Source organism: Streptomyces ovatisporus, from assembly GCF_042653885.1.
Taxonomy (GTDB): Bacteria; Actinomycetota; Actinomycetes; order Streptomycetales; family Streptomycetaceae; genus Streptomyces; species Streptomyces ovatisporus.
In genome coordinates this window covers 221,123-242,642 of sequence record NZ_JBHSFH010000006.1, presented here as the reverse complement: position 1 = coordinate 242,642, position 21,520 = coordinate 221,123, and the positions used below count along the sequence as shown (strand labels likewise).

The 21,520-nt window shown below is 69.6% G+C and carries 15 protein-coding genes; 10 read left to right on the top strand and 5 right to left on the bottom strand.

The genetic code is table 11. The annotated features are described in order from the left end of the window. The first annotated feature begins 88 nt into the window (after window positions 1-88). From hisG to ACFPA8_RS12260, 4 genes are all read left to right on the top strand, one after another. Window positions 89-937, top strand: coding sequence for an ATP phosphoribosyltransferase (gene hisG / locus ACFPA8_RS12275; protein ID WP_386446812.1), 849 nt, complete (start codon window positions 89-91; stop codon window positions 935-937). Between the two features lie 55 nt (window positions 938-992). Beyond that, a complete protein-coding gene (locus ACFPA8_RS12270) occupies window positions 993-1,439 on the top strand; it encodes a PH domain-containing protein (RefSeq protein WP_386446809.1) in 447 nt (148 codons plus the stop codon). A gap of 299 nt (window positions 1,440-1,738) precedes the next feature. Further along, the gene (locus ACFPA8_RS12265) at window positions 1,739-3,151 is read left to right on the top strand and encodes a hemolysin family protein (protein WP_386446806.1); all 1,413 of its coding nucleotides are present in this window, start codon (window positions 1,739-1,741) and stop codon (window positions 3,149-3,151) included. After that, window positions 3,148-4,344 (top strand): hemolysin family protein, encoded by a 1,197-nt coding sequence (locus tag ACFPA8_RS12260; RefSeq protein WP_386446803.1) that lies wholly within the window; start codon window positions 3,148-3,150, stop codon window positions 4,342-4,344. The genes ACFPA8_RS12265 and ACFPA8_RS12260 overlap by 4 nt, the downstream gene beginning before the upstream one ends. Before the next feature lie 24 nt (window positions 4,345-4,368). Here the strand turns inward: ACFPA8_RS12260 and ACFPA8_RS12255 are convergent, their stop codons facing one another. After that, window positions 4,369-6,396, bottom strand: a complete 2,028-nt coding sequence (locus tag ACFPA8_RS12255) for an AAA family ATPase (RefSeq protein ID WP_386447636.1) — start codon at window positions 6,394-6,396, stop codon at window positions 4,369-4,371. Between the two features lie 507 nt (window positions 6,397-6,903). After that, window positions 6,904-7,524: a uridine kinase family protein gene (locus tag ACFPA8_RS12250; RefSeq protein WP_386446800.1), complete on the bottom strand. Its 621-nt coding sequence runs from the start codon at window positions 7,522-7,524 to the stop codon at window positions 6,904-6,906. Between the two features lie 181 nt (window positions 7,525-7,705). Here ACFPA8_RS12250 and ACFPA8_RS12245 point away from each other — a divergent pair, with 181 nt between their 5' ends. Continuing rightward, window positions 7,706-9,091 (top strand): peptidase C39 family protein, encoded by a 1,386-nt coding sequence (locus ACFPA8_RS12245; protein WP_386446798.1) that lies wholly within the window; start codon window positions 7,706-7,708, stop codon window positions 9,089-9,091. A gap of 263 nt (window positions 9,092-9,354) precedes the next feature. Here ACFPA8_RS12245 and ACFPA8_RS12240 read toward each other — a convergent pair whose 3' ends face one another. After that, window positions 9,355-10,416 (bottom strand): class I SAM-dependent methyltransferase, encoded by a 1,062-nt coding sequence (locus ACFPA8_RS12240; protein ID WP_386446795.1) that lies wholly within the window; start codon window positions 10,414-10,416, stop codon window positions 9,355-9,357. A 453-nt stretch (window positions 10,417-10,869) separates the two neighbouring features. Here ACFPA8_RS12240 and ACFPA8_RS12235 point away from each other — a divergent pair, with 453 nt between their 5' ends. Both ACFPA8_RS12235 and ACFPA8_RS12230 read left to right on the top strand, forming a co-directional pair. Next, window positions 10,870-13,572, top strand: a complete 2,703-nt coding sequence (locus ACFPA8_RS12235; protein ID WP_386446792.1) for an alpha/beta fold hydrolase — start codon at window positions 10,870-10,872, stop codon at window positions 13,570-13,572. Next, window positions 13,569-14,438: an ABC transporter permease gene (locus ACFPA8_RS12230; RefSeq protein WP_386446789.1), complete on the top strand. Its 870-nt coding sequence runs from the start codon at window positions 13,569-13,571 to the stop codon at window positions 14,436-14,438. The genes ACFPA8_RS12235 and ACFPA8_RS12230 overlap by 4 nt, the downstream gene beginning before the upstream one ends. A 147-nt stretch (window positions 14,439-14,585) precedes the next feature. Here the strand turns inward: ACFPA8_RS12230 and ACFPA8_RS12225 are convergent, their stop codons facing one another. Next, on the bottom strand, window positions 14,586-16,682 hold the full coding sequence (locus ACFPA8_RS12225; RefSeq protein ID WP_386446786.1) for a DUF1996 domain-containing protein: 2,097 nt from the start codon (window positions 16,680-16,682) through the stop codon (window positions 14,586-14,588). A gap of 1,157 nt (window positions 16,683-17,839) precedes the next feature. On the opposite strand from ACFPA8_RS12225, the gene ACFPA8_RS12220 reads away from it, so the two are divergent. The 3 genes from ACFPA8_RS12220 to ACFPA8_RS12210 all read left to right on the top strand — a co-directional run bounded on the left by ACFPA8_RS12220 (window position 17,840) and on the right by ACFPA8_RS12210 (window position 19,813). Then, entirely contained in the window at window positions 17,840-17,980 is a 141-nt protein-coding gene (locus ACFPA8_RS12220; protein WP_386446784.1) for a hypothetical protein, read from the top strand. Window positions 17,981-18,472: 492 nt separating this feature from the next. Then, window positions 18,473-19,120 (top strand): HNH endonuclease family protein, encoded by a 648-nt coding sequence (locus tag ACFPA8_RS12215; RefSeq protein ID WP_386446781.1) that lies wholly within the window; start codon window positions 18,473-18,475, stop codon window positions 19,118-19,120. A gap of 354 nt (window positions 19,121-19,474) precedes the next feature. Then, on the top strand, window positions 19,475-19,813 hold the full coding sequence (locus tag ACFPA8_RS12210) for a histone-like nucleoid-structuring protein Lsr2 (protein WP_386446778.1): 339 nt from the start codon (window positions 19,475-19,477) through the stop codon (window positions 19,811-19,813). A gap of 342 nt (window positions 19,814-20,155) precedes the next feature. Here ACFPA8_RS12210 and ACFPA8_RS12205 read toward each other — a convergent pair whose 3' ends face one another. Beyond that, on the bottom strand, window positions 20,156-21,514 hold the full coding sequence (locus ACFPA8_RS12205) for an SLC13 family permease (RefSeq protein ID WP_386446775.1): 1,359 nt from the start codon (window positions 21,512-21,514) through the stop codon (window positions 20,156-20,158). Window positions 21,515-21,520 lie beyond the last annotated feature (6 nt).

Genomic DNA, 21,520 nt, shown 5'->3' with positions numbered 1-21,520 from the left:
GCACCTCGCCCGACGCACGCACGACAACCTCCCGCCCACGCAACCGCACCTCACGCACATCGCACCTCACGCAAAGGAAGCCCGCACCATGCTGCGCATCGCCGTCCCCAACAAGGGTTCACTGTCCGAGCCTGCGTCGGAGATGCTCCATGAGGCCGGCTACCGGCAGCGCAAGGACCGTCGCGAACTGGTGCTCGCCGACACCGAGAACGAGGTCGAGTTCTTCTTCCTGCGGCCCCGTGACATCGCCGTCTACGTCGGTTCGGGCAAGCTCGACATCGGCATCACCGGACGCGACCTGCTCCTGGACTCCGGTGCCCGCGCCGAGGAGATCCTCCAACTCGGCTTCGCCGGCTCCACGTTCCGGTACGCCACCCGTCCGGGAACGGCGAAGAGCGTGACGGACCTCGGCGGCATGACGATCGCCACCTCCTTCTCCGGTCTGGTCACCAAGCACCTCGCCGACCACGGCGTCGACGCCTCCGTCGTCCACCTCGACGGCGCGGTGGAGACCGCCATCCAGCTCGGTGTGGCAGAAGTCATCGCAGACGTCGTGGAGACCGGAACGACGTTGCGCAACGCGGGTCTTGAGATCATCAGCGAGCCGATCCTGCACTCCGAGGCCGTCGTCGTGCGGGGCACCGGAGCCCCCGACGACGACCCCAAGGTGCGCCAGTTCCTCCGCCGCATGCAGGGCGTTCTCGTGGCCCGGCGCTACGTGATGATGGACTACGACATCCGCGCCGAGCACCTGGAGCAGGCCGTCGCCCTGACCCCGGGCCTCGAATCGCCCACCGTCTCCCCGCTGCACGACCAGGGGTGGGTCGCCGTGCGCTCCATGGTCCGCACGAAGGAGGCGCAGCGCATCATGGACGACCTGTACGAACTGGGCGCGAGGGCCATCCTCACCACCGGCATCCACGCCTGCCGCCTCTAGGGTGCGTCGCCCGGCCACTGCACCAGCGCGTGCGTACCAGCCAGGAGTTCCGCGCATGACCCAACTGCCCGCCCTGCCCGTCACGTTCCGCCCGACGCGGACCCGCGTCGTCCTCGTCACCGTGGGCGTCGCACTCTTCGCCGTGCTCACGGCGATCGCCCTTCTCCTGCCGGCGACGGCGCCGGGGGAGCGGGTCAGCTTCGTCGTGACCGGGCTGCTCTTCCTCGGTGTGCTTCTGCTTCTCTCACGGCCCCACGTCACCGCGGACGAGAACGGCGTGACCGTCGTCAACCTGACGACGAAGAGGCGCCTCGAATGGGCGGAAGTCCTGGGCGTCCGGCTCCGCGCCGGCGACCCGTGGGTCGCGCTCGACCTCGCCGACGGCACCAGCCTCCCCGCCATGGGCATCCAGCCGGGCATCGCGAAGAAGCAGGCGATCGGTGACGCCGCGGCACTGCGCGCACTGGCCCAGAAGCACGGCTCGGGAGAACCCGTGCGCTGACTCTCGAACCAACCCGCACCCTGCCGGACGTACTTCAGCCGGAAGCGTCCCGGTGCACGCGGCAGTGCGCCGATCCGTCCCGGCCGTTTCCCCGGGCAGAACCGATTCGCCCGGTCATCGCCTCTGCCGCGGGCCGCGCGAAGGTGATTACTCTGGTCGGGGCGCCGGATCGAACCGTGACCGGCTCGGACCGCGCCCCCACCCGGCCCGCTACCCGAGGAGTGACCACCGTCAGCGATGGACGGATCGTCCTGTAGTACCTGCGCTGTGCCTTCCCTTCCCATCCGGGGAGCCACAGCATGACCCTCCCGCTCGTACTGCTCGCCGCAGCCTTCGTGCTGATTCTGGCCAACGGCTTCTTCGTCGCTGCCGAGTTCGGCCTCGTCACCGTGGAGCGCCCCGAAGCCGAACGTGCCGCTGCCGAAGGCGACCGCCGGGCCCGCGCCGTGACCGCCGCCCTGCGCGAGCTGTCCTTCCAGCTCTCCGGGACCCAGCTGGGCATCACGCTCACCTCGCTGGTCGTCGGCATGCTCTCCGAACCGGCCCTCGCCCGGCTGCTGGGCCCGCCGCTGGCGGCCTCCGGGCTGCCGGAGGGGCTGGTACCCGGCATAGCCGTCATGATCGGCATGCTGCTGGCGTCCGCGCTGCAGATGGTCGTCGGTGAACTCGTCCCGAAGAACTGGGCGGTCTCCCGGCCGATGCAGGTCGCCCGCTTCGTCGCGCGCCCCCAGCGGCTCTTCTCCGCCGCCTTCCGGCCGCTGATCACCCTGCTCAACGCCCTGGCCAACCGCATCGTCCGCGCGTTCGGCGTGCAGCCGGCGGAGGAGCTCGCCTCGGCCCGAACACCCGGCGAACTGGTCTCCCTCGCACGGCACTCCGCACGCGCGGGCGCCATCGAGCAGGACACCGCCGACCTGTTCGTCCGGACCCTCTCGCTGGCCGGCCTGACGGCGCAGCACGTGATGACGCCGCGTGTGCGCGTCTGCGCCCTGCAGACCGGCGCGACCGCCGAGGACGTCCTCAACCTCACCCGCGCCACAGGACACTCCCGCTTCCCCGTCTACAGCGAACGGCTGGACGAGATCACCGGCATCGCCCACCTGAAGGACGCGCTCGCCGTCCCCGCCGAAGAACGTCTGCGCACGCCGGTCACCCGGATCACGGCGCCCGTTCTGCAGGTCCCGGAATCGCTGCCCGTGCAGCCGCTGCTGGAACGGCTGCGCCGCGAGGCGCCCATCGCCGTGGTCGTCGACGAGTACGGCGGTACGGCGGGAGTGGTCACCCTCGAGGACATCGTCGAGGAACTGGTCGGCGAAGTACGCGACGAGCACGACGGGGACGACGTCCCCGCGCTGGCTCCCGCCCCGCCCGACCCGGAGGGGCGGCCCGCGTGGGAGGCCGACGGAGGCTGCCGGGTGGACATGCTGCGCCGCATCGGCCTCCGCGCGCCGGAAGGCCCGTACGAGACCGTCGCCGGGCTTGTCGCCGACCGGCTCGGGCGCATCCCCGCCCCCGGCGACGTCGCCGTCCTGAGCGGAGGGCCGGAAGCTCCCGACTGGCAGTTGCGGGTACGGCACGTCAGGCATCACCGGGCCGAACGCGTCCGGATCGTGAGGGTGGAGGACGGCGTAAGCGCCGCCGGGCCGTCCGCACGTGCACCGGAGCAGGCCGAGCCGGACGGAACGCCGCGACCCGGGGGGAGCCTCCGTTGAGCACCCTGCAGCTCCTCTTCGCCGCCCTGCTGGTGCTGGGCAACGGGTTCTTCGTGGGGGCCGAGTTCGCCCTGGTGTCGGTGCGCCGCAGCCAGATCGAACCACTGGCCGCCGGCGGATCGGCGCGTGCCCGCAAGGTGCTCACCGGTCTGGAGAACCTGCCGCAGATGATGGCCGCCGCGCAGTTCGGCATCACCGTCTGCTCGCTGACACTCGGCGCGGTCGCCGAACCCACCATCGCGCACCTGCTGGAGCCCGTCTTCCACGCCGTGCGGCTGCCCGAGGCACTCGTCCACCCGGTCGGGTACGTCGTCGCGCTGGCCGTCGTGGTCTCCGCCCACCTCGTCATCGGGGAGATGGTGCCGAAGAACCTGGCGATGGCCGCACCGGAGCGCACCGCGCTGTGGCTGAGCCCCGCCCTGGTCGGTTTCGCGCGGCTGTGCCGGCCGGTGACCGCCGCCCTGGACAGCTGCTCCAAGTGGATCCTGCGGCTCTTCCACGTCGAGCCCAGGGACGAGGTCGAGGCCGTCTGCACCAGTGAGCAGCTCACCGACCTCCTCGCCGACTCCCGGCAGGCCGGTCTCCTCGACCACGCGGAGCACGAACGCCTCTCCGACGCCCTGGAGCTGGGCTCCCGCCCCGTCACGGACGTGCTCCTCTCCCGTACGTCCCTGGTGACCGTTCCGCCCGACGTCACCCCTCGCGAGGTCGAGGAACTGACGGTCCGTACCGGCTACTCCCGCTTCCCCATCTGCGCACCCGACGGGGCCTTCATGGGGTACCTGCACGTCAAGGACGTACTGGACCTCACCGAGCACCACCGTGCCGTGCCGCAGCACCTGTGGCGCTCGATGGCCACGCTCCGCGCCGAACTGCCCCTGGACGACGCACTCGCCGCGATGCGCGGCGCCGCCTCCCACCTGGCGGCCGTCGCCGACGCGGCGGGGCGGGTACTGGGTCTGGCGGCGCTCGAGGACGTGCTGGAGATGCTCGTCGGAGAGGTGCACGACCCGGCGCACGAGCCGGCCGGGGCGCCGCCGAGACAGCGTACGTCCGGCTCCGCGGCAGGGATGGCCGGGACAGCCGGGACAGCAGGGACTTCAGAGACGGGAGACACGGGCAACTCCGCGCAGGACGGGGGAAGTTCACCGGAGGCCGCCGACAGGGCCGCTTCGGAGGTCCCGGCCGGCTGAGGCCGTGCGGGGAGGTAGCGCCGCTCAGCCCAGCGGAGAGGGAGGGTCGAAGCGAGGTCCGTCAGGGCCCCGCCCGGAGAGCACTTCCCCGTACGCCTGCATCAGGTCGGGCAGCCGCAGCGTGGAGAGGTCCTCACGAGTGGGGGTGCCCGGGTAGCCGGACAGCCGCAGATCGCGGTACGCGCAGCTCTTCTCGTAAAGGGTGCGCAGGAAACGGCCGTTGCCAAGTTCGTCGACCCAGCCCTGGTCGACGACGTGGCCGCTGATGCTGCGCATCTCCTCCAGACTCTCCTCGTCCCACACGTCGCCGTTCTCCGCCGCGAGCACCTCGCCGATCGCGGTCAGCTCCAGGGGGCGGTAGCTGGGGAAGTCGACGCGCGTCGTGAAGCGGGACGACAGACCGGGGTTGGCGGCCAGCAGGCGGTCCATGCCCTCCCGGTATCCGGCCAGGATGACGACCAGCTGGTCGCGGTTGTCCTCCGCACGCTTCAGCAGCACCTGCAGTGCTTCGTCGCCGTACGCGTCGCCCTTGCTGTAGCCGGAGTTGGCCAGCGCGTACGCCTCGTCGACGAACAGCACCCCGCCCAGCGCCGAGTCGATGAGCTCGTTGGCCTTCACGGCCGTCTGACCGAGGAACTCCCCGACCAGATCGGCCCGTTGGGCCTCCACGAGATGGTCGCCGCCCAAGAGTCCCAGCGCGTAGAACGCCCGGCCGAGGATGCGTGCGACCGTCGTCTTGCCCGTTCCGGACGGCCCGGAGAAGACGAAGTGCCTCTTCGGCGGCTGTACGGGCAGGCCCTGAGCGGCACGCAGCCGGGCCATGTGCAGCTGGGCCGAGAGCGCCCGCACCTGACGCTTGACCGGTTCCAGGCCGACCATCCGCTCCAGCTCGTCCAGCGCCTGCGCGAGCAGGACCGGGTCGGAGGGGCCGGCGAGCACGCGGTCCGTGCCGGTGTCGGCCGTGTGGGGGACCATCCGGTTCCGTACGGCGTCGGAATCCACCCGTACCGGCTCCGCCGGGTCGCCGGAGTCCTCCAGGCTCAGCGCGTCGGCGACCGGGTCCAGGTCCGGGTCCGCGCTCTCCGCGGGATCGGGCGCGTCGAAGCCGGGGGCCGCCGCGGACCCGGTCGGCGGACCGTCGGCGGGGAGGTCACCCGCGTCCTGGCCCGGCTCCGGCCCGCCGGGCGGCCCGTCCGGTCCGTCGAGGCCGTCCAGGCCGCGTCCGCCGCCGGTGCCCGCGAGGGTGATCGCGGCGGCCAAGTCGCCGGAATCGCCGAGACCGTCGCTCTCGGCGATGGCGGTCAGCCGGGCAGCCGTGTCCATGAACGCCGGATCTATGCGGTGCACGGCGCGGTAGAGCGGCAGCGCCGCAGCGCTGCGTCCGGTGCCCTCCCGGGCCCGGGCCAGCCAGTACCGCAGCTCCTTGCGCTGCGGCTGTTCGCTGCGGCAGCGCATCAGGGCGGAGGCGAGCAGCGGCTCGGCCTGCCCGTACATCTCCAGCCGCACCCGGGCCATTCCCGCGAACAGCCCGGCCTCGATGCCCAGCAGCGGATCCTCGACGAGGGGCTCGGTGTGGGCGACGAGCCGCTCCCAGTCCTTGGCGAGGTAGGCGCGGCACGCGTGCAGGAAGCGCACCTGGGGGTCGGTCTCCACGGGCGGGCAGTCGGCCAGCGCCCGGTCCAGTTCCGCGACGTGCCGCCCGTCGAGCCAGTGCGAGGCGTGCGCGAGCAGCAGGTCACGCTCGCTCTCGAGTACCGGCTGGACCCACCAGCCCAGCCAGTACCAGGAGTTGAGGTTGCGGGCGTAGCGTTCGCGCTGTTCGCCGAAGCGCTGCCGGTGCTGGTACATGTGCAGGAGGGCCGTGTGGGTGTCGGCGCGCAGGGCGTGAAGTCCCAGCCAGCCGTCGGCCATTCCGGGGTCGAGCCGTACCGCCGTGTGGAACTCCTCCTCGGCCTGGGCGTACTGGCCCACCGTGTAGGCGTCCACCCCGCGCAGCCAGGCGAGATCGGCAGGGGCGTGGAGGTGCGGGCCACTCTGCCTGCCGTAGTCCATCACGTCCCCCACGAAACGTCCCCCCGTCATCCGCCGACGGCCGCCCGCTTGCGTCCCGGGAGCGGGCCCCGGGGCGCCCCCATCACCGGACGACCGGATGAGGTGCAGGACGAACGTCCGTACTCCGGGCGGGATTTGGGGTCGGCTGACCCTGGTTTGCCCGAAGTCCGCCGCCCCCAAGCATCGTACCTGCGGGGTCGTCGCCGCCGAAGGCCGATCCGGGAGCACGCCGGGCACCGAAGTGGAAGGCTGCGCTCCGGGCTGGTCCGGTGACGTACGGTGAGCGCCATGGCCGGAGAGGTCCTCGACGGCCGGTGTCCGGGCAGAACGAAGCCCCCGATCACGGGGGAACAACCGGGGGCTTCGCGTCTGCGGGCGACCTGTACAGACCGCCTTCTGGAAAAGTAATTCCTGTGGGGTCCCCGGGTCAAGCGGCTCTGCGCGACTCTCCCGGAGCGACGCCGCACGGACACCCAACGCGTAACGTTGAGTGACGAGTTGAGCCCGTCAGCCGTGCCTCCGGGGTCCCCTGCGCACCTCGTATCCCTGCGCTCCCCGACGCACCAGGTAATTCGCATACGAATACGAGGGGTCCTCGGCGAAATGCGTAGTCTCGGCGCACGTCCACGCGTCCCAGAATCCGGACAGCCGCGTACCGTCCCGCCGCCGTCCACGCCCCCACGCCTCCGCCGGGGCGACGTCCATCCACAGCACGCGGGCCAGATGCGGGCGCAGGGCACGCCGTCCCGCTCCCACGCCCTCGATGAGGACGACGGGAGCCGCGGGGACGACGGCTGCTGTGTCCGCGTCCGGGGGGAAGGCCCCCCGCGTCCAGTCGTAGGGGACGTAGCGCGCGGGACGGCCCCCGGCGAGGGGGAGGAGCACCTGCTCCGTGAGCCGCCCGGTCCATCCGAAGAAGGACCCGTGAGTGGCGAAGTCGTCCAGATGCAGCACCGGCGCACCGTCCAGCTGCTCGGCGAGGACGGCGGCGAAGGTCGTCTTGCCCGACCCGGCGTGCCCGTCCACGGCCACGAGCCGCACGGGCCCGCACGAGGGGGGAGCGGCGGCCAGCTCCGCAGCGAGGGACGCGGGGTCGAGGACGGATTGAGGGTCCGCTTGCCGGGGCATCGCATTCAGCGTACGGCCCGCGTGCAAGGCGCCGTACGCGGGCCGCAGCAGTGGTCCAAACCAATATTGGTGAGTGCGTTCGGGGGGCCGATCCCTGGCACGGCGAGCACCGCAGCGGAGATAGTGGCAGTCTGACGCGCACCTGACGCCGCATGGGAACCGAGTTGAGGGATCTATGGCCATGAACAGCAGACCCGCCACGCGCCGTACCGTACTGGCTGCCGCCGTAGCCACCGCAGCCGGTGTCGCAGCCGGACAGCCCGCGTCCGCCGCCGGGCTGGGCGCGGGGAGCGCCGGCGGAGGCACACGGGCGGGCGGCGGTGCGTCGCACGTCTCGCTGCACACCTGGCACCGCTACCGGGACTGGGCGGAGGGCAAGGCCGAGGGCGTACGCGCCGTCAACTCGGGCCGTCCGCGCATCGTCTTCGAGACGCCGCAGGGCACCACGGAGTACAAGGACCCCCACACCGACAAGACGGAGACGTGGGAGTACGCCACCTGGACCTCGCCGCTGCGCAAGGCGGGCGTGGCCGCCGGCGAGATCATCACGTCTTGGAACGCGCACACCCCGGCCGGTACTTGGGTGCGCATCGAGCTCAAGTGCCTCTACTCGGACGGCACCAAGTCGCCCTGGTACACCATGGGCATCTGGACCGCAGGCGACGGCGAAGACGTACCGCGCCGCACCTCCGTCGACGACCAGAGCGACGACAAGTCCAGTGTCTGGACGGACACGCTCGCCATCGACGACCTGGCCGGCGGCCTGCGTGTGATCGCTTACCAGGTGCGCCTGACCCTCTACCGCGCCCTCGCCGGCGGAGCCGAACCGGCCGTGTGGCGGCTGAGCGCCATGAGCTCCGACGTCCCGGACCGGTTCGACGTCCCCGCCTCCGAGCCGAGCCTGCCGCGGGGCGTCGAGCTGGAGGTGCCGCGCTACTCGCAGGAGATCCACAAGGGGCAGTACCCGGAGTACGACGGCGGCGGCGAGGCGTGGTGCAGCCCGACCTCCTCCCAGATGATCATCGAGTACTGGGGGCGCAAGCCGTCGGCGGAGGACCTGGAGTGGGTCGACCCCTCCTACGCCGATCCCCAGGTGTGCCACGCCGCCCGTCACGCCTTCGACTACCAGTACGAGGGATGCGGCAACTGGCCGTTCAACGCCGCCTACGCGGCGACCTACCGCGACATGGAAGGCGTCGTCACCCGCCTGGAGAGCCTGACGGACGCCGAACGGCTCGTCGCGGCCGGCATCCCCCTCATCACGTCGCAGTCCTTCATCGAGTCCGAACTCGACGGCGCGGGCTACGGCACGGCCGGGCACCTGATGACAGTGGTCGGCTTCACCGACGACGGGGACGTCATCGCCAACGACCCGGCCTCCGACGACAACGACGCGGTCCGCCGCGTCTACAAGCGGCGTCAATGGGAGAACATCTGGCTCCGCACCAAGCGCAAGGACGCGGACGGCAAGGTCAAGTCCGGTACGGGCGGGGTGTGTTACCTCTACTTCCCGACCGACCCGACGTCCGCTCAGCGCCGCGTCCTGCGGAGCGTGGGTATCGGCTGAGCACGGACCGCCCGACGCGGCATGGGCACCTGACGGCAGCGTTCACCGACCGTCCTCCGTCAGGTGGCCGCAGCGGTCCACTGTGATCTCGATCGACGTGTGCCCCATCCACCGGGAGACCTGGTGGGTGGGGACATCCCCGGTCAGGGGCAACCTGGCCCAGGAATGCCGCAGACCGAGCGGCGGTCCTGCGGGCTCGACACCGGTGGGACAGGGGCCTCCGGACACCGGCCACAAGGGAAGGCGGGGCGTGCCCGCCGGGATCAGGACGTCCGGCGCGCCAGCACCCGGTAGGTGTTGGACATGCCTCGTTTGCGGCCGATCGGCGCGATCACACGGTCGACCAGCAGCGCGGCCACGACCAGGGGAAGGCTCGCGACGAATGCCGTCTTCCGCAGCGCCCTGCGGAAACGCGACGGCGGAGCCGGTCGCCAGGCCAGGTTCTCTCCGGCGATCGTGGCAGCGTTCACGAGGAGGAGCGCCGCGTTCACCGCGTCCGTGGCGATGTGCGGTTCGGCCCGCTGCTCGGCGACCACGGTGAACCCCAGTTCCGTCAGCCGGGCGCGCAGGTTCGCGATCGGCATCATGTGGAGGTGCTGTGGCTGCAACCAGGGCGTCCACCAGCGGCCGAGCAGCCGGCTCCAGGCGGATTCGGGGTCCGGCAACTCGATGGAGAGGTACCCGCCCTCAGGGAGCGCCGTGTGGGCGGCGGCAATCTCCTTCCCCGGATCCAGGGTGTGTTCCAGATAGTGGTACATGCTGATCACGTCGTACTGGCCGGAGATCTCCTCGGCGAGTTCGACGAAGTTGCCGTGGTAGGACTTGCGGATACGCCCCTCCTGCTGGGCGAGCAGGACACCGTCGGTCATGTCGAGGCCGTCGAACTCGGTGTCGGGCAGCACCCTCTTCGCGTCATGCGGGAAGTGACCGTGCCCGGTGCCGACGTCGAGCCACTGCTTGGGCGTACCTGCCGAGGCGAGGACCATGCGGGCCCGGCCCTCGTGTCCCGAGCGGTTGAACTGGAGCGTCGAATTCATGTCTTCTGCGCCGAGCCCGTCGTAGAAGTCCCGGTAGTAGAACTCGAGGCCTTCTGTGTTCAGCCGCGGATTCTGGAAGACATGTCCGCAGTCGGTGCAGGATTCCAGCACGAATTTTCCCGGCTTGTGCTGTATGACGTCCGAGGTGCGCAGCACCACCTTGAACGGCTTCGTCGATGCGCACCACGGGCAGGTCTCACGGCGGCTTTCGAAGAACCGGTCGGTTCCTTCAGCAAGGTCGGACATGTACGCCGGTCTGCGTGCGGCAATCATTTCGCTCTTCGTCATGGGCGCGGATGCTATACGCCCCGGCTCGTTCGCCCCAGTGCGGCGAACGTCCGCTCTCCGTGGGGCCGATTCCCAATTCGGCGCCAACTCGCATGCTTCCGGAGCAACTTGGTTATCCCGCGCTGCTGAAGGAGTTGCCGAGTGGCGGTCGCGTCCCACGATGTCGCCCGGCCGCCGCCTTCGGCGAGAACGAGGAACAACCCGACAATGACGGTTTCTCCGGCCACGAGCCGGGGGCGGCTTCTGCATCGGACGGCTCGACTCCGGTTTCGAGCCGGTCCGGTCCTGCGTCGTGCATGATGCGCTTCCCGGGCGGTACGGGGGCCGGGCCATCGGGACCGCGGCCGTACCGCGGTAGTTGTACGCGGAGGCGTGAGCGTACGCCCGGGAGCGGAGCCGGAATCCACCTGGAGACCCCCGGTAATCCGTCGTCCGTCCTTCTAGGGTTCGAGCATGGATCTGCGAAAGAGCCGTGGGAACAGGCCGGCCCGGCTGTCGGCACTGTCGGCCCGGCTGCGCGGCACGGCGCGCGGTGGCCGGAGACGGCTGCTCGTCGGGGCAGCCGCCGTGGTCGTGCTCGCCGGAGCGGGCGCCTGGAACGCGACGGCGTCCGGTGAACAGCCGCCCGTCGAGCGGGTCGACCGGACCTTCGCCATGCCGGACGCACGGATCGACGCCTCGTACTTCACCTCGGGCTCCCGCTCCGAGAAGCGGCCCGTGGTGCTGCTCGGCCACGGTTTCGGCGGAGACAAGGACGACATGCGTGCGCAGGCGCAGAACCTGGCTCGCCGGGGATACGCCGTACTGACCTGGTCGGCGCGCGGCTTCGGAGACTCGACCGGTGAGATCGGCCTCAACGACCCGGAGCACGAGGTCGCGGACGTCTCCCGCCTGATCGACTGGCTTGCCCGGCGCCCCGAGGTGCGGCTCGACGACGCCGGCGACCCGCGGGTCGGAATGGCCGGAGCCTCGTACGGCGGCGCCATCGCCCTGCTCGCGGCGGGACACGACGACAGGGTCGACGCCATCGCGCCGCGCATGACGTACTGGAATCTGGCCGACTCGCTGTTCCCGGACGGGGTCTTCAAAAAGCTCTGGGCCGGGGTCTTCTTCGGCTCCGGCTCTCCCCAGGGCGGCTGTGGCCGCTTCGAGGCGGAGCTGTGCGAGATGTACGAGCGGGTGGCGGTGAGCGGCAAGCCGGACGCCGCCGCACGTGAACTGCTGGAAGACCGCAGCCCGTCCGCCGTCGAGGACCGGATCGAGGTGCCCACGCTGATCGCCCAGGGCCAGGCCGATTCCCTCTTCCCGCTCGGCCAGGCCGACGCCGTCGCCAAGGCGGTACGTGCCAACGGCGCGCCCGTCTCCGTCGACTGGTTCGCGGGCGGCCACGACGGCGGCGACCTGGAGACGGCCCGTCTCGATGCCCGTACGACGGCCTGGTTCGACCGCCATCTGAAGGGCGACGAGGGCGTGGACACAGGACCGGCCTTCCGCGTCACCGAGGCCGGAGGGGTGGACTCCACGGACGGCACGGTCCGGACGCGGGGCGCCACCGGCGCCGACTACCCCGGATTGAACAGCGGTGCCCGCGGGGTCGCCCTCGACACCGGGGAGAAGCGCTTCGAGAACCCGCCGGGCGCGGGGCCGCCCTCGATCTCCTCCGTTCCCAGCCTCGGCAGCGGCCTCTCGCAGCTGTCCTCACTCGGCGTCGGCGGCCTCAACGTCGACTTCCCGGGCCAGCACGCGCGCTTCGACTCCCGGCCGCTGCGGAGCTCTCTGCGCGTCACCGGCTCTCCCACCGCCAAGGTGCGGGTGAAGTCCGACAGCGCCGACGACGCCGTGCTCTTCGCGAAGGTGTACGACGTCGGGCCTGACGGCGACACGACCCTGCCCTCCCAGCTCGTCTCCTCCGTCCGGATCACCGGCGCCGAGAAGGGCCGGACCGTGGAACTCCGTCTGCCTGCCGTGCACTACGAGGTCGAGGCCGGCCACCGGCTCCGGCTCGTCCTCGCCACCACCGACCTCGGCTACGCGTCGCCGGCCGAACCCAGCTCGTACACCGCCTCGGTGATGGGCGGCGGCTTGAGCGTGCCCACTGCCGACGGCGTCAGCACCGAAGCCGCCCCGCTGCCCGACTGGGTCTGGGGTCTTCCCCTCGCCGGAGCCGTCGTCGCGGTCCTGCTGGTGACCGGCAGGCGCCGTTCTCCGGCCCCGGCCCCCGCTCCCGGACTTGCCGAAGTGCCGCTGGAAATCACCGGGCTGACGAAGCGCTACGCGAAGTCCGATGACCGGTACGCCGTACGCGACCTGTCCTTCCGCGTCGAGAAGGGCCAGGTGCTCGGTCTCCTCGGCCCGAACGGCGCGGGCAAGACCACCGCCCTGCGCATGCTGATGGGCCTGGTCACGCCCGACGCGGGTGAGATCCGGATCTACGGGCACGCTGTGCGGCCCGGCGCGCCGGTGCTCTCCCGGGTGGGCGCCTTCGTCGAGGGCGCGGGTTTCCTCCCGCACCTGTCGGGGCGCGCGAACCTGGAGCTGTACTGGGCCGCGACCGGCCGTCCCACGAGGGACGCCCGCATCGAGGATGCGCTGGAGATCGCCGGGCTCGGAGACGCCGTCCACCGCGCGGTGCGCACGTACTCCCAGGGCATGCGTCAGCGGCTGGCCATCGCCCAGGCCATGCTCGGCCTGCCCGACCTGCTGATCCTCGACGAGCCGACCAACGGACTCGATCCGCCGCAGATCCGTGAGATGCGCGAGGTCATGATCCGGTACGCCGCCCAGGGCCGCACCGTGATCGTCTCCTCCCACCTGCTGGCCGAGGTCGAGCAGTCCTGCACCCACCTCGTCGTCATGGACCGCGGACGGCTGGTGCAGGCGGGCGCGGTCACGGAGATCACGGGCTCCGGAGAGACGCTGCTCGTCGGGATCGACGGCCCGCCCCTTCCGGACGCCGTGCTGGGGAAGGTCGCCGGACTGCCGGGAGTGCTCTCCGCCGTACGGACCGACGACGGCCTGCTGGTACGGCTGAGCGGCGCGAGCCCGTCCCAACTGCTCGCGGAACTCGTCGGGATGGAGATTCCGGTGAACGGCCTCGCGCCGCACCGCCGCCTGGAGGACGCCTTCCTCACCCTGATCGAAGGAGAGACCTCGTGACCGCCCAGCTGGAGACCGCGTCCGGCTACCGGCCGGGCCGCACCCTGCCCTTCCGGGTGGAGGCCGTACGGCAGTTGCGGCGCCGCCGTACGGCGGTGGTGGCGATGATCCTGGCCGTCCTTCCGTTCATCCTGGTCGTGGCGTTCGCGATCGGCGGCGACGGCGGCGACGGTGACGGAGCCGGCCGGGAGCGGCGGATCAACCTGCTGGACACCGCCACCGCATCCGGGCTCAACTTCGCCATTTCGGCGCTGTTCCTGTCCGCCGGATTTCTGCTGGTCGTCCCGGTGGCGTTGTTCTTCGGGGACACCGTCGCCTCGGAGGCCGGATGGGCGTCGCTGCGCTACCTGCTCGCCGCGCCCGTACCGCGCGCGCGGCTGCTGTGGAGCAAGCTCATGGTCGCGCTGACCTTCAGCCTGGCCGCGATCGTGCTGCTGCCTCTGCTGTCCTTGGCCGTGGGCACCGTTGCCTACGGGTGGCAGCCGCTCCAGAGCCCGACGGGCAGCTCGATCCCCGCGGGCGGCGCCCTGTTGAGGCTCGCCCTCACCGTCGCATTCGTCTTCGTCTCACAACTGGTCACGGCGGGCCTGGCGTTCTGGCTCTCGACCCTCACTGATGCGCCGCTGGGTGCGGTGGGCGGCGCGGTCGGCCTGACGATCGTCGGAAATCTGCTGGACGCAGTCGAAGCCCTCGGTCAGTGGCGGGAGTTCCTGCCGGCGCACTGGCAATACGCGTGGGCGGACGCCGTACAGCCTCAACTGGAGTGGGCGGGGATGCTGAAAGGGGCCTCGGTATCGGTGGCCTACGCCCTGGTGCTGTTCGCCCTCGCGTTCCGGGGGTTCGCCCGGAAGGACGTCGTTTCCTGAGCTCTCTGCCGGCCCCGGCGAACTTCAGCTGGGCCGTTTCCCTCGGACACACCTGGTCCCGTACCCGTCGCACACACCTGGTCCCGTACCCGCTCTCCGCGAGCGAGTACGGGACCTGGGCGTTCACAGCCGATGGATCACGGCCGTTCAGCGCTGGGCGGCGTTCCTGCGGCGCAGCCACCACACCTGGGCGCTACCGGCGGCCAAGACTGCGACCGCGATCCCGACGATCAGACCGACGGGGGTGCTGGATCCGGTAACCGGCAGGTCACTGTCCTGGCCGTTCGCCAGCTGGGTCGACTCGTCCGGTGCCGAGGACGGATCGTCCCGGTCATCGACCGAGGAGGTGGAGTCGTCCGACTCCGACTCCGACTCCGAGTCCGACTTCGACCCCGACTCAGACTTCGAGTCAGAGTCCGGCTTGGAGTCCGAGTCCGGCTTCGAGTCCGTCTTCGACCCCGAGTCCGTCTTCGAGTCGGAGTCCGTCTTCGAGTCCGACGGGGTGGAGTCGTCCGGCTTGGAGTCCGAGTCGGGCTTCGAGTCCGAGTCCGGCTTGGAGTCCGAGTCCGGCTTCGAGTCAGAGTCGGGCTTGGAGCCCGAGTCCGGCTTCGAGTCGGAGTCGGGCTTGGAGTCGGAGTCCGGCTTCGACGGCGACTCCTCAGGCTTCGAGTCTGTTCCTTCTCCGCCGTCCGAGTCCTCGGCGTCGCCCCCGCACTCCTTGTCCTCGTTGATGCAGTCCACGGCCTCCTTCATCAGCTTCGTGGGCATGACGTTGATGAAGTCGCTGTGGTCGGTGATGGGCTTGTGCAGCTGCTCCGGGAAGGAGTCCACCGCGAACGGCGTGTCAGCGTTGAGCAAGTTCTGCTGCGGGATGTCGTACTTGATCGTCTGCTGAAGCTGCGGGATGTTCTGGAACCCCTGGGGACAGTTGCCCTGGTCGTCCGAGAACTTCATGTGGTCGCGGTGGTTACCGCTGTCCGTGTTCTGACCGTCCCAGCAGTTCTGGAACTTGAACGTACGGATCGTGGCGCTGCCCTCGGGGCAGATCGGGTACTTGTCCTTGAGCTGACGGTCCTCGAAGCCCTCGCAGCTCCACGATGCGTTGGCGTTCTCGTCGCCGTTGGTGAAGGACTTGGCGTCACCGGTGATGATGCGCAGGAAGCGCGGCATCTCGGTGACCTGGTCGGCACCGCCGGAGGTGAACTTCAGCTCGGCGTCGGGCTTGAGGATGCTGCCGATGTTGAGGTCGTTGGCCCCACCGTCACCCGGCTGGGCATCGGCACCCTGGCCGCCACCCACCTGGTCTTCCTCGCCCTCACCCTGACCCTGGTCCTGTCCCTGTCCCTGGTCCTGGCCTTCGGCCGGGGGCTCTTCCTCGGCCGGGGGCTGTTCCTGTCCCTGATCCTGACCCTCGGCCGGGGGCTGCTCCTGGCCCTGGTCCTGCTCCTCAGCCGGGGGCTCTTCCTCGGCCGGGGGCTGTTCCTGGCCCTGATCCTGCTCCTCGGCCGGGGGCTGCTCCTGTCCCTGGTCCTGACCCTGTCCCTGGTCCTGACCCTCGTCATCGCCGGTCCGCTGGCCCTGCGGCTGCGCCTGGCCCTTGTCGCCCTCCTGCACGGCGCCCCGCTGGTCCTCGTTGCCGTCCAGCGAACGGATCACGGGCCAGTAGTGCGACGACTGGTCGTTCTTGGCGCATGTGGTGCGGGCTGCGGCGAGAGACTCGTCGGTGGAGGCCTGGTTGGTGTCCTCGTTGCCCACGTAGTCGTGCACGTGGTGGGCGCCGTTCAGAACACCGGGAGCGGCGATCACGTTGTCCGAGTTGAAGTGCTCTTCCTCGTTGTTGCCGCACTTCGTCTCGAAGCTGCCGCCCGGGTCCTCGGCCTTCGAGGCGTTGGGCTCGACGTCTTCGATGTTGACGAAGTCCTCGGCGACCGGGCCCTGGACCTGCTTGCCGTCTTCGCCTCCGCCTTCCTGGCCTTCCTGGGTCGCCTGGTCCTGCAGCATCTGGCACTGGGCCATGGACGCCATGTCACCGGGCGCCTGGCCGCCGGCGTTCTGGATGTCCCGACCCATGCTCCGGATGGTCTCCGAGCGCTGCTGCTTCAACTGGCCGAGGGTCTCTTCGGCGCTCTGCTCCTGGGAGTTCCACTGGCCGTAAGCCTTCGCGACCTGCTGGTCCAGAGTGGCGAGCTTCTGACCCACAGGCTCCTTGGCACCCTTGGGCACCTGGCCCAGTGCAAGGCTCACGTCAGGACAGTCGATCGTGCTCGCCGTGGGAGCGGTGTCTTCGTCCGCCCCCGCGAAGGCGCTTACACCTATCGCCGCTGCGCCACCACCGCCAATCACCAGCGCTGCGACGATCGCTATCGTTCTGTTCGCCGTGCGCGAGCGTCTGTGGCCCTTTACTCTCATATTGACTTCACTCCACTCATTTCGCGTCATTCAGCGCCTCGAATCACGAGCCAGGTGTCCTCCAAGGCTGTGAGATGATCGAGGACAATGGCGTTGGACCGGGTCGTCGCGAACGACAACACCATTGAATTGCGGGTCTGATCGCGTACAGGCCTAGGCCTACGAGGCCTAAAGACGGCGCTGAGCCTAGCGCAGCATGACCGCGAGGATGGCGCTCTCGTGCCGATGGAACAAGTTTGAACGCTCCCGTGCGGCCGTCCCCCGTTCTTCCGGGTGCACCACCGAGAGGATTGAATGGTGTTGCACCAGTTTTGCGGCGAATTGTAGAGAGATTCCCGCGAGGTGACGTCGTGGCCGGATGAGCCCGGTCCGGGTCACGGTCGCTGCCGCGGAGCTTCGCCTGGACGGCAGCGCTGACGGGGCAGGCCCTCCTTCAGCTGCGTGGGCAGGCACCGTACCGAGCACGGAGTCCGTGTGTGCCGCGTCCCCCGCGCCGACCTCGATGAGGCGTCCGCGTGGCAGCCGGCCGCCACGGTGCGCGGGTTGTCCGGGCGGAGGGCGACGGAGACGTCCGATCCGGAGCACGGCGCAATCCGCCTCCGGTCATGTGCCGGAGCAGTGCCGGGAGGGAGCGGTGAACTGTGCGTACTGTTCGGCGTTCTTCTCCGAATTTGACCGATATATGCCACATAATCCACAACACCCCCAGGATCGCCGACGCGAGTAGTGGACTGGGCAGTTCTTGCAGCAACGGCAGGGCGAAGTCCCGCCGTTTCTCTTCGAAAACTCCCCTTATTGAGAACATCACTATTGCCGTGCCCGTGAACAAAAGCCACAGAGGCGGCTGTATGTTCCGGTAAAAGCTGTATTCGGTGGCGGTGAAGGCGTTCAGTGCGGCAGTGGTCAGGTTCATCGCGGAAACCCGGCCACCGTGGCGGCCGAAATCCGCAGTCCGCGCCGACGTCCAGCCTGGGGGAGCCCCCGCCGGCACTATGACCGCCGGCTCGGTCCGGCTCGTCGCCGGTGAAGCCGCCGGCGCGGGTGAGCGCATGAGCGAGCGGATCGCGTGGTGGATGTGCCGGGACGACGCCTGGTGGCCGGTGCCCGGGAAAGAAGTGATCGAGGACGGGTGAGACGCAGGGACACGGGCGCGGTGAAGTCGCGCCGGAACAAGGTCGACGTGCACGGGCGGCCGTCCGGCATCACCGAACACCTCGCCGGTGAAGGCAAGTTGTATCTGTGTGCGGTCAATGACGCATGGTCGGGACCGCGATCGGACGTGGGTCGAGTGGACCTGCCACCGATCCCGCAGTCAACTCCCGCTGGGGCGTTTGCCCCCCGTCGAGTTCGAGACCACTATGAAGCCCGCCACAGCCCTCGCAGCATGTATCCCAACTGTCACCTGCCCGCACATCAGTTCCGAGCGTCGGCTGACCGGAACGATGGGCGCTCGTACTACGACCGCAAGAGCGTCACAGACGATGGAGACCACGGCATCGACCACATGTCATCTGCACCTGCGACGACCTCGTTAGGCGAGTCCCAGGTCGAGACGTAGATGACATGCCGGTGACGCCTTGTCAAACGACCGAGGGCCTTGGACAGACGCCCGAGGAAGGTGGGAAATGAAGAATCGCGCTCTGCCCACGATCGTCGTCGCAGTCTCCGTCCTCGCCGGGTGCAGTGGTGTGGAAACCGGTGCAGACGACGTCAAGTCGAGGCCCACGACATCGGTTTCAGCGTCGGCAGCGGACCGGGGCGAGCAGTTGGAGGAACTCAAGGTTGCGCCCAGTGGTTCGATGGACGGCTACGACCGTGACAAGTACCCGCACTGGAGCGGCCAGGGCAACTCGTGCGACACACGCGAGGCCGTCCTCAAGCGCGATGGCGAACGCGTGGAGACAGGCAGTGACTGCTCACCGACCAGCGGCACCTGGACCAGCCCTTACGACGGCGAGAAGTGGACCGACCCGTCGGATGTCGACATCGACCACATGGTCCCCTTGGCCAATTCCTGGATCAGTGGTGCCGATGAATGGTCCGACGAAGAGCGTGAGGAATTCGCCAACGACCTGGAGAGCAAGCAGCTTCTCGCGGTGACTGACAACGTCAACCAGCAGAAGAGCGACCAGTCGCCAGACCGGTGGAAGCCTCCGCTGGAGTCGTACCACTGCCAGTACTCCACGGACTGGATACAAGTGAAGCACCTGTACGAGCTCACGATTACCGCGGCAGAGAAGGCCGCGCTCAAAGACATGATCGGTACCTGCTGACGCAGCGGCGAACAGCCGGAACGAATCGGCCAGCGCCTTCATGAGGGGCTCGTTGAGCCGAAAAAGCCGGACGCCGTACACGACCGCCGACCGTCGGCGGTCGACTCCGAAGCCGGACCCATCTCCTGGTGGGGAGGTCGCCCGTGCGGCCGCCACCTCTCGTCGGCACGTCACCGGCAGGCAGGGGATCCTCGAGCATCGACCAGAATGCAAGGTGCGTGCTGCGTCGTCAACGGACCAGCATAATCCGACGAAGGGCTTCAAGTAGCCCCGGCGGCCCAGGAATTGACGGGCGCGACCGAAGAGGCCACGATGTACCTTTCTTCGACAGGTGATTCCCGGAAGGAACTCAACATGGCGCAGCGGGTCGTTACTCTCCTCATCGACGACATCACGGGTGAGGAGTCCGAAGACGTCACCAACGTGCAGTTCTCAGTCGCCGGCACGGATTTCGAGATCGACCTCAACGACAAGAACCACGCTGCGTTCATGAACGCCCTGGCCCCGTACATGGAAAAGGGCCGTCGCATCAAGCGGAGCCGGAAGAGCGGCGGATCGAGCGCCCGGTCCTCCTCATCCGGCGGCGGGGACACCGCGAAGATCCGTGAATGGGCCAAGAGCCAGGGGCACGAGGTCAATGAGCGGGGACGGGTTCCTGCCCATATTCGTCAGGCGTATGAACAGGCCCACTGAACGTTCCCGCGACCGTCGGCACGCGAAGAGAATGCCTTCGGCTGTCCGAGCCCATGGCGCCTGTACCGCCGCTCTTCCCGGAACGGTTGAAGTTTCTTCCGGTTGAGGTCCGCGCTGTGCACCGGGGCGCGGACCTCGACGCATGTGCCTTCGAGGTCCGGCCGCCGTACAGCACGGTGACGGGGTCAGCCGGGTCCATGAAGTTCTCGACCGCGGATATGCGGGCTACCTCTGCCAGGGCAGCGTCTCGATCGCAGGAATATCGCCCGCCGCGAGGCGTCTGCCGTCTACGCCCCTACTGCCCGGAACCGGACGGCAGCGTCCACCAACCGTGGGCGGGGCTCACCACCAGCCGAACGCCAGCCAGGCGAGGAAGGGTGCGACGACGATCGAGACGATGCCGTAGGTGAGGAGCTGGCGGAACAGGCGAGGCCGCACCGACGGTTCCGCGGCACCCAGGATCAGGCCGCCGGTGATGCCGAGCGGGTTGATGTCGACCAGTACCGAGGCCAGCGCCAGGGCGAGCACGCCGCCGACAGGGGAGAGGCCGTCGGCCACCAGCGGGGGCAGCAGCGGCATGGCGGTGACGAACACCGCGATGGAGCTGGCGGCGAACGACGTGATGCCCGCTATGTAGCAGAGCACCAGCAGGCTGAGCACCGGCGACCCCTGGACCCGGAGCAGGTCGCTGATCTGCTTGAACGCGCCGAGGTCCTCCATCAGCCCCACGTACGTCAGCAGGCCGCCGATCAGCAGCACCACGCCCCACGGGATCTTCGAGACGATCGCTCCGGGCTTCAGCCGGAGCACCAGCTGGAGAACCATCGCCGCTGTCAGGCCGAGGTAGCCCACGTTCATCTCGAAGCCGACCGACAGTACGACGACGGTGAGCAGGCAGAGGACGGTGAGGATGCGGGTTCCGCGGCTTCCCTGCGTCGTTCCGGAGGGCCGCGGGGCGTCTGACGCCGGCTCGGTGCCCTCGGCCGCGCCGTACCTGTGCGGTGCATCCTGCGGATCCGGTCCGGTGTCCTCGGTACGGGTGCCGCCGGCGGGGCCGCCCGCGCCCGCCGGGACGGCGGTCCGGCCCCTTGGCACAGCACCGGTCCGCTTGGCGACGAACAGGCAGCCCGCACATACGGCCAGCCCTGTGACCAGCCCGCCGAGGAGGAGGGTCACCGGTGCCGTGCCGGGCAGGCCGATGCCGAGTTTGGCGCTCAGCTCGCGGGCGGTGACGCCGTAGACCGCGAGTGGCGAGAGCAGGCCGCTGATGATTCCGGTGATGCCGAGGACGGCTGCCACCAGCGGTGAGATCCCGTACCGCGCGGCGAGGCCGAGGGCGATCGGGGCGACGATGGCGGTCGCGGCCGCCGGCAGGGTGCCGACCGCGGTCAGCACGGCGCCGATGACGAACGGGACGAGCGCAACCAGCAGCAGCCGCCCGCCGACCAGCCGGAGCAGCAGGTCGAGCAGCCAGTCGAGGGTCCCGTTGAGCTGGGCGGCGGCGAACAGGGCCGTCACTCCGACGATGAGCACGAAGAAGTCGGCCGGGAAGAAACCCGTCACTTCGTCCGCCGGCACACCGGCAGCGATACCGAGGAGGAACGCGGCGGACAGGGCTGCCGGCCCCAGGTCGAACCCGCGTATCAGGGTCGCCGCGAAGAGAGCGACCAGGACGACGATGGACAGGACTGCGACAGTCATGAGCAA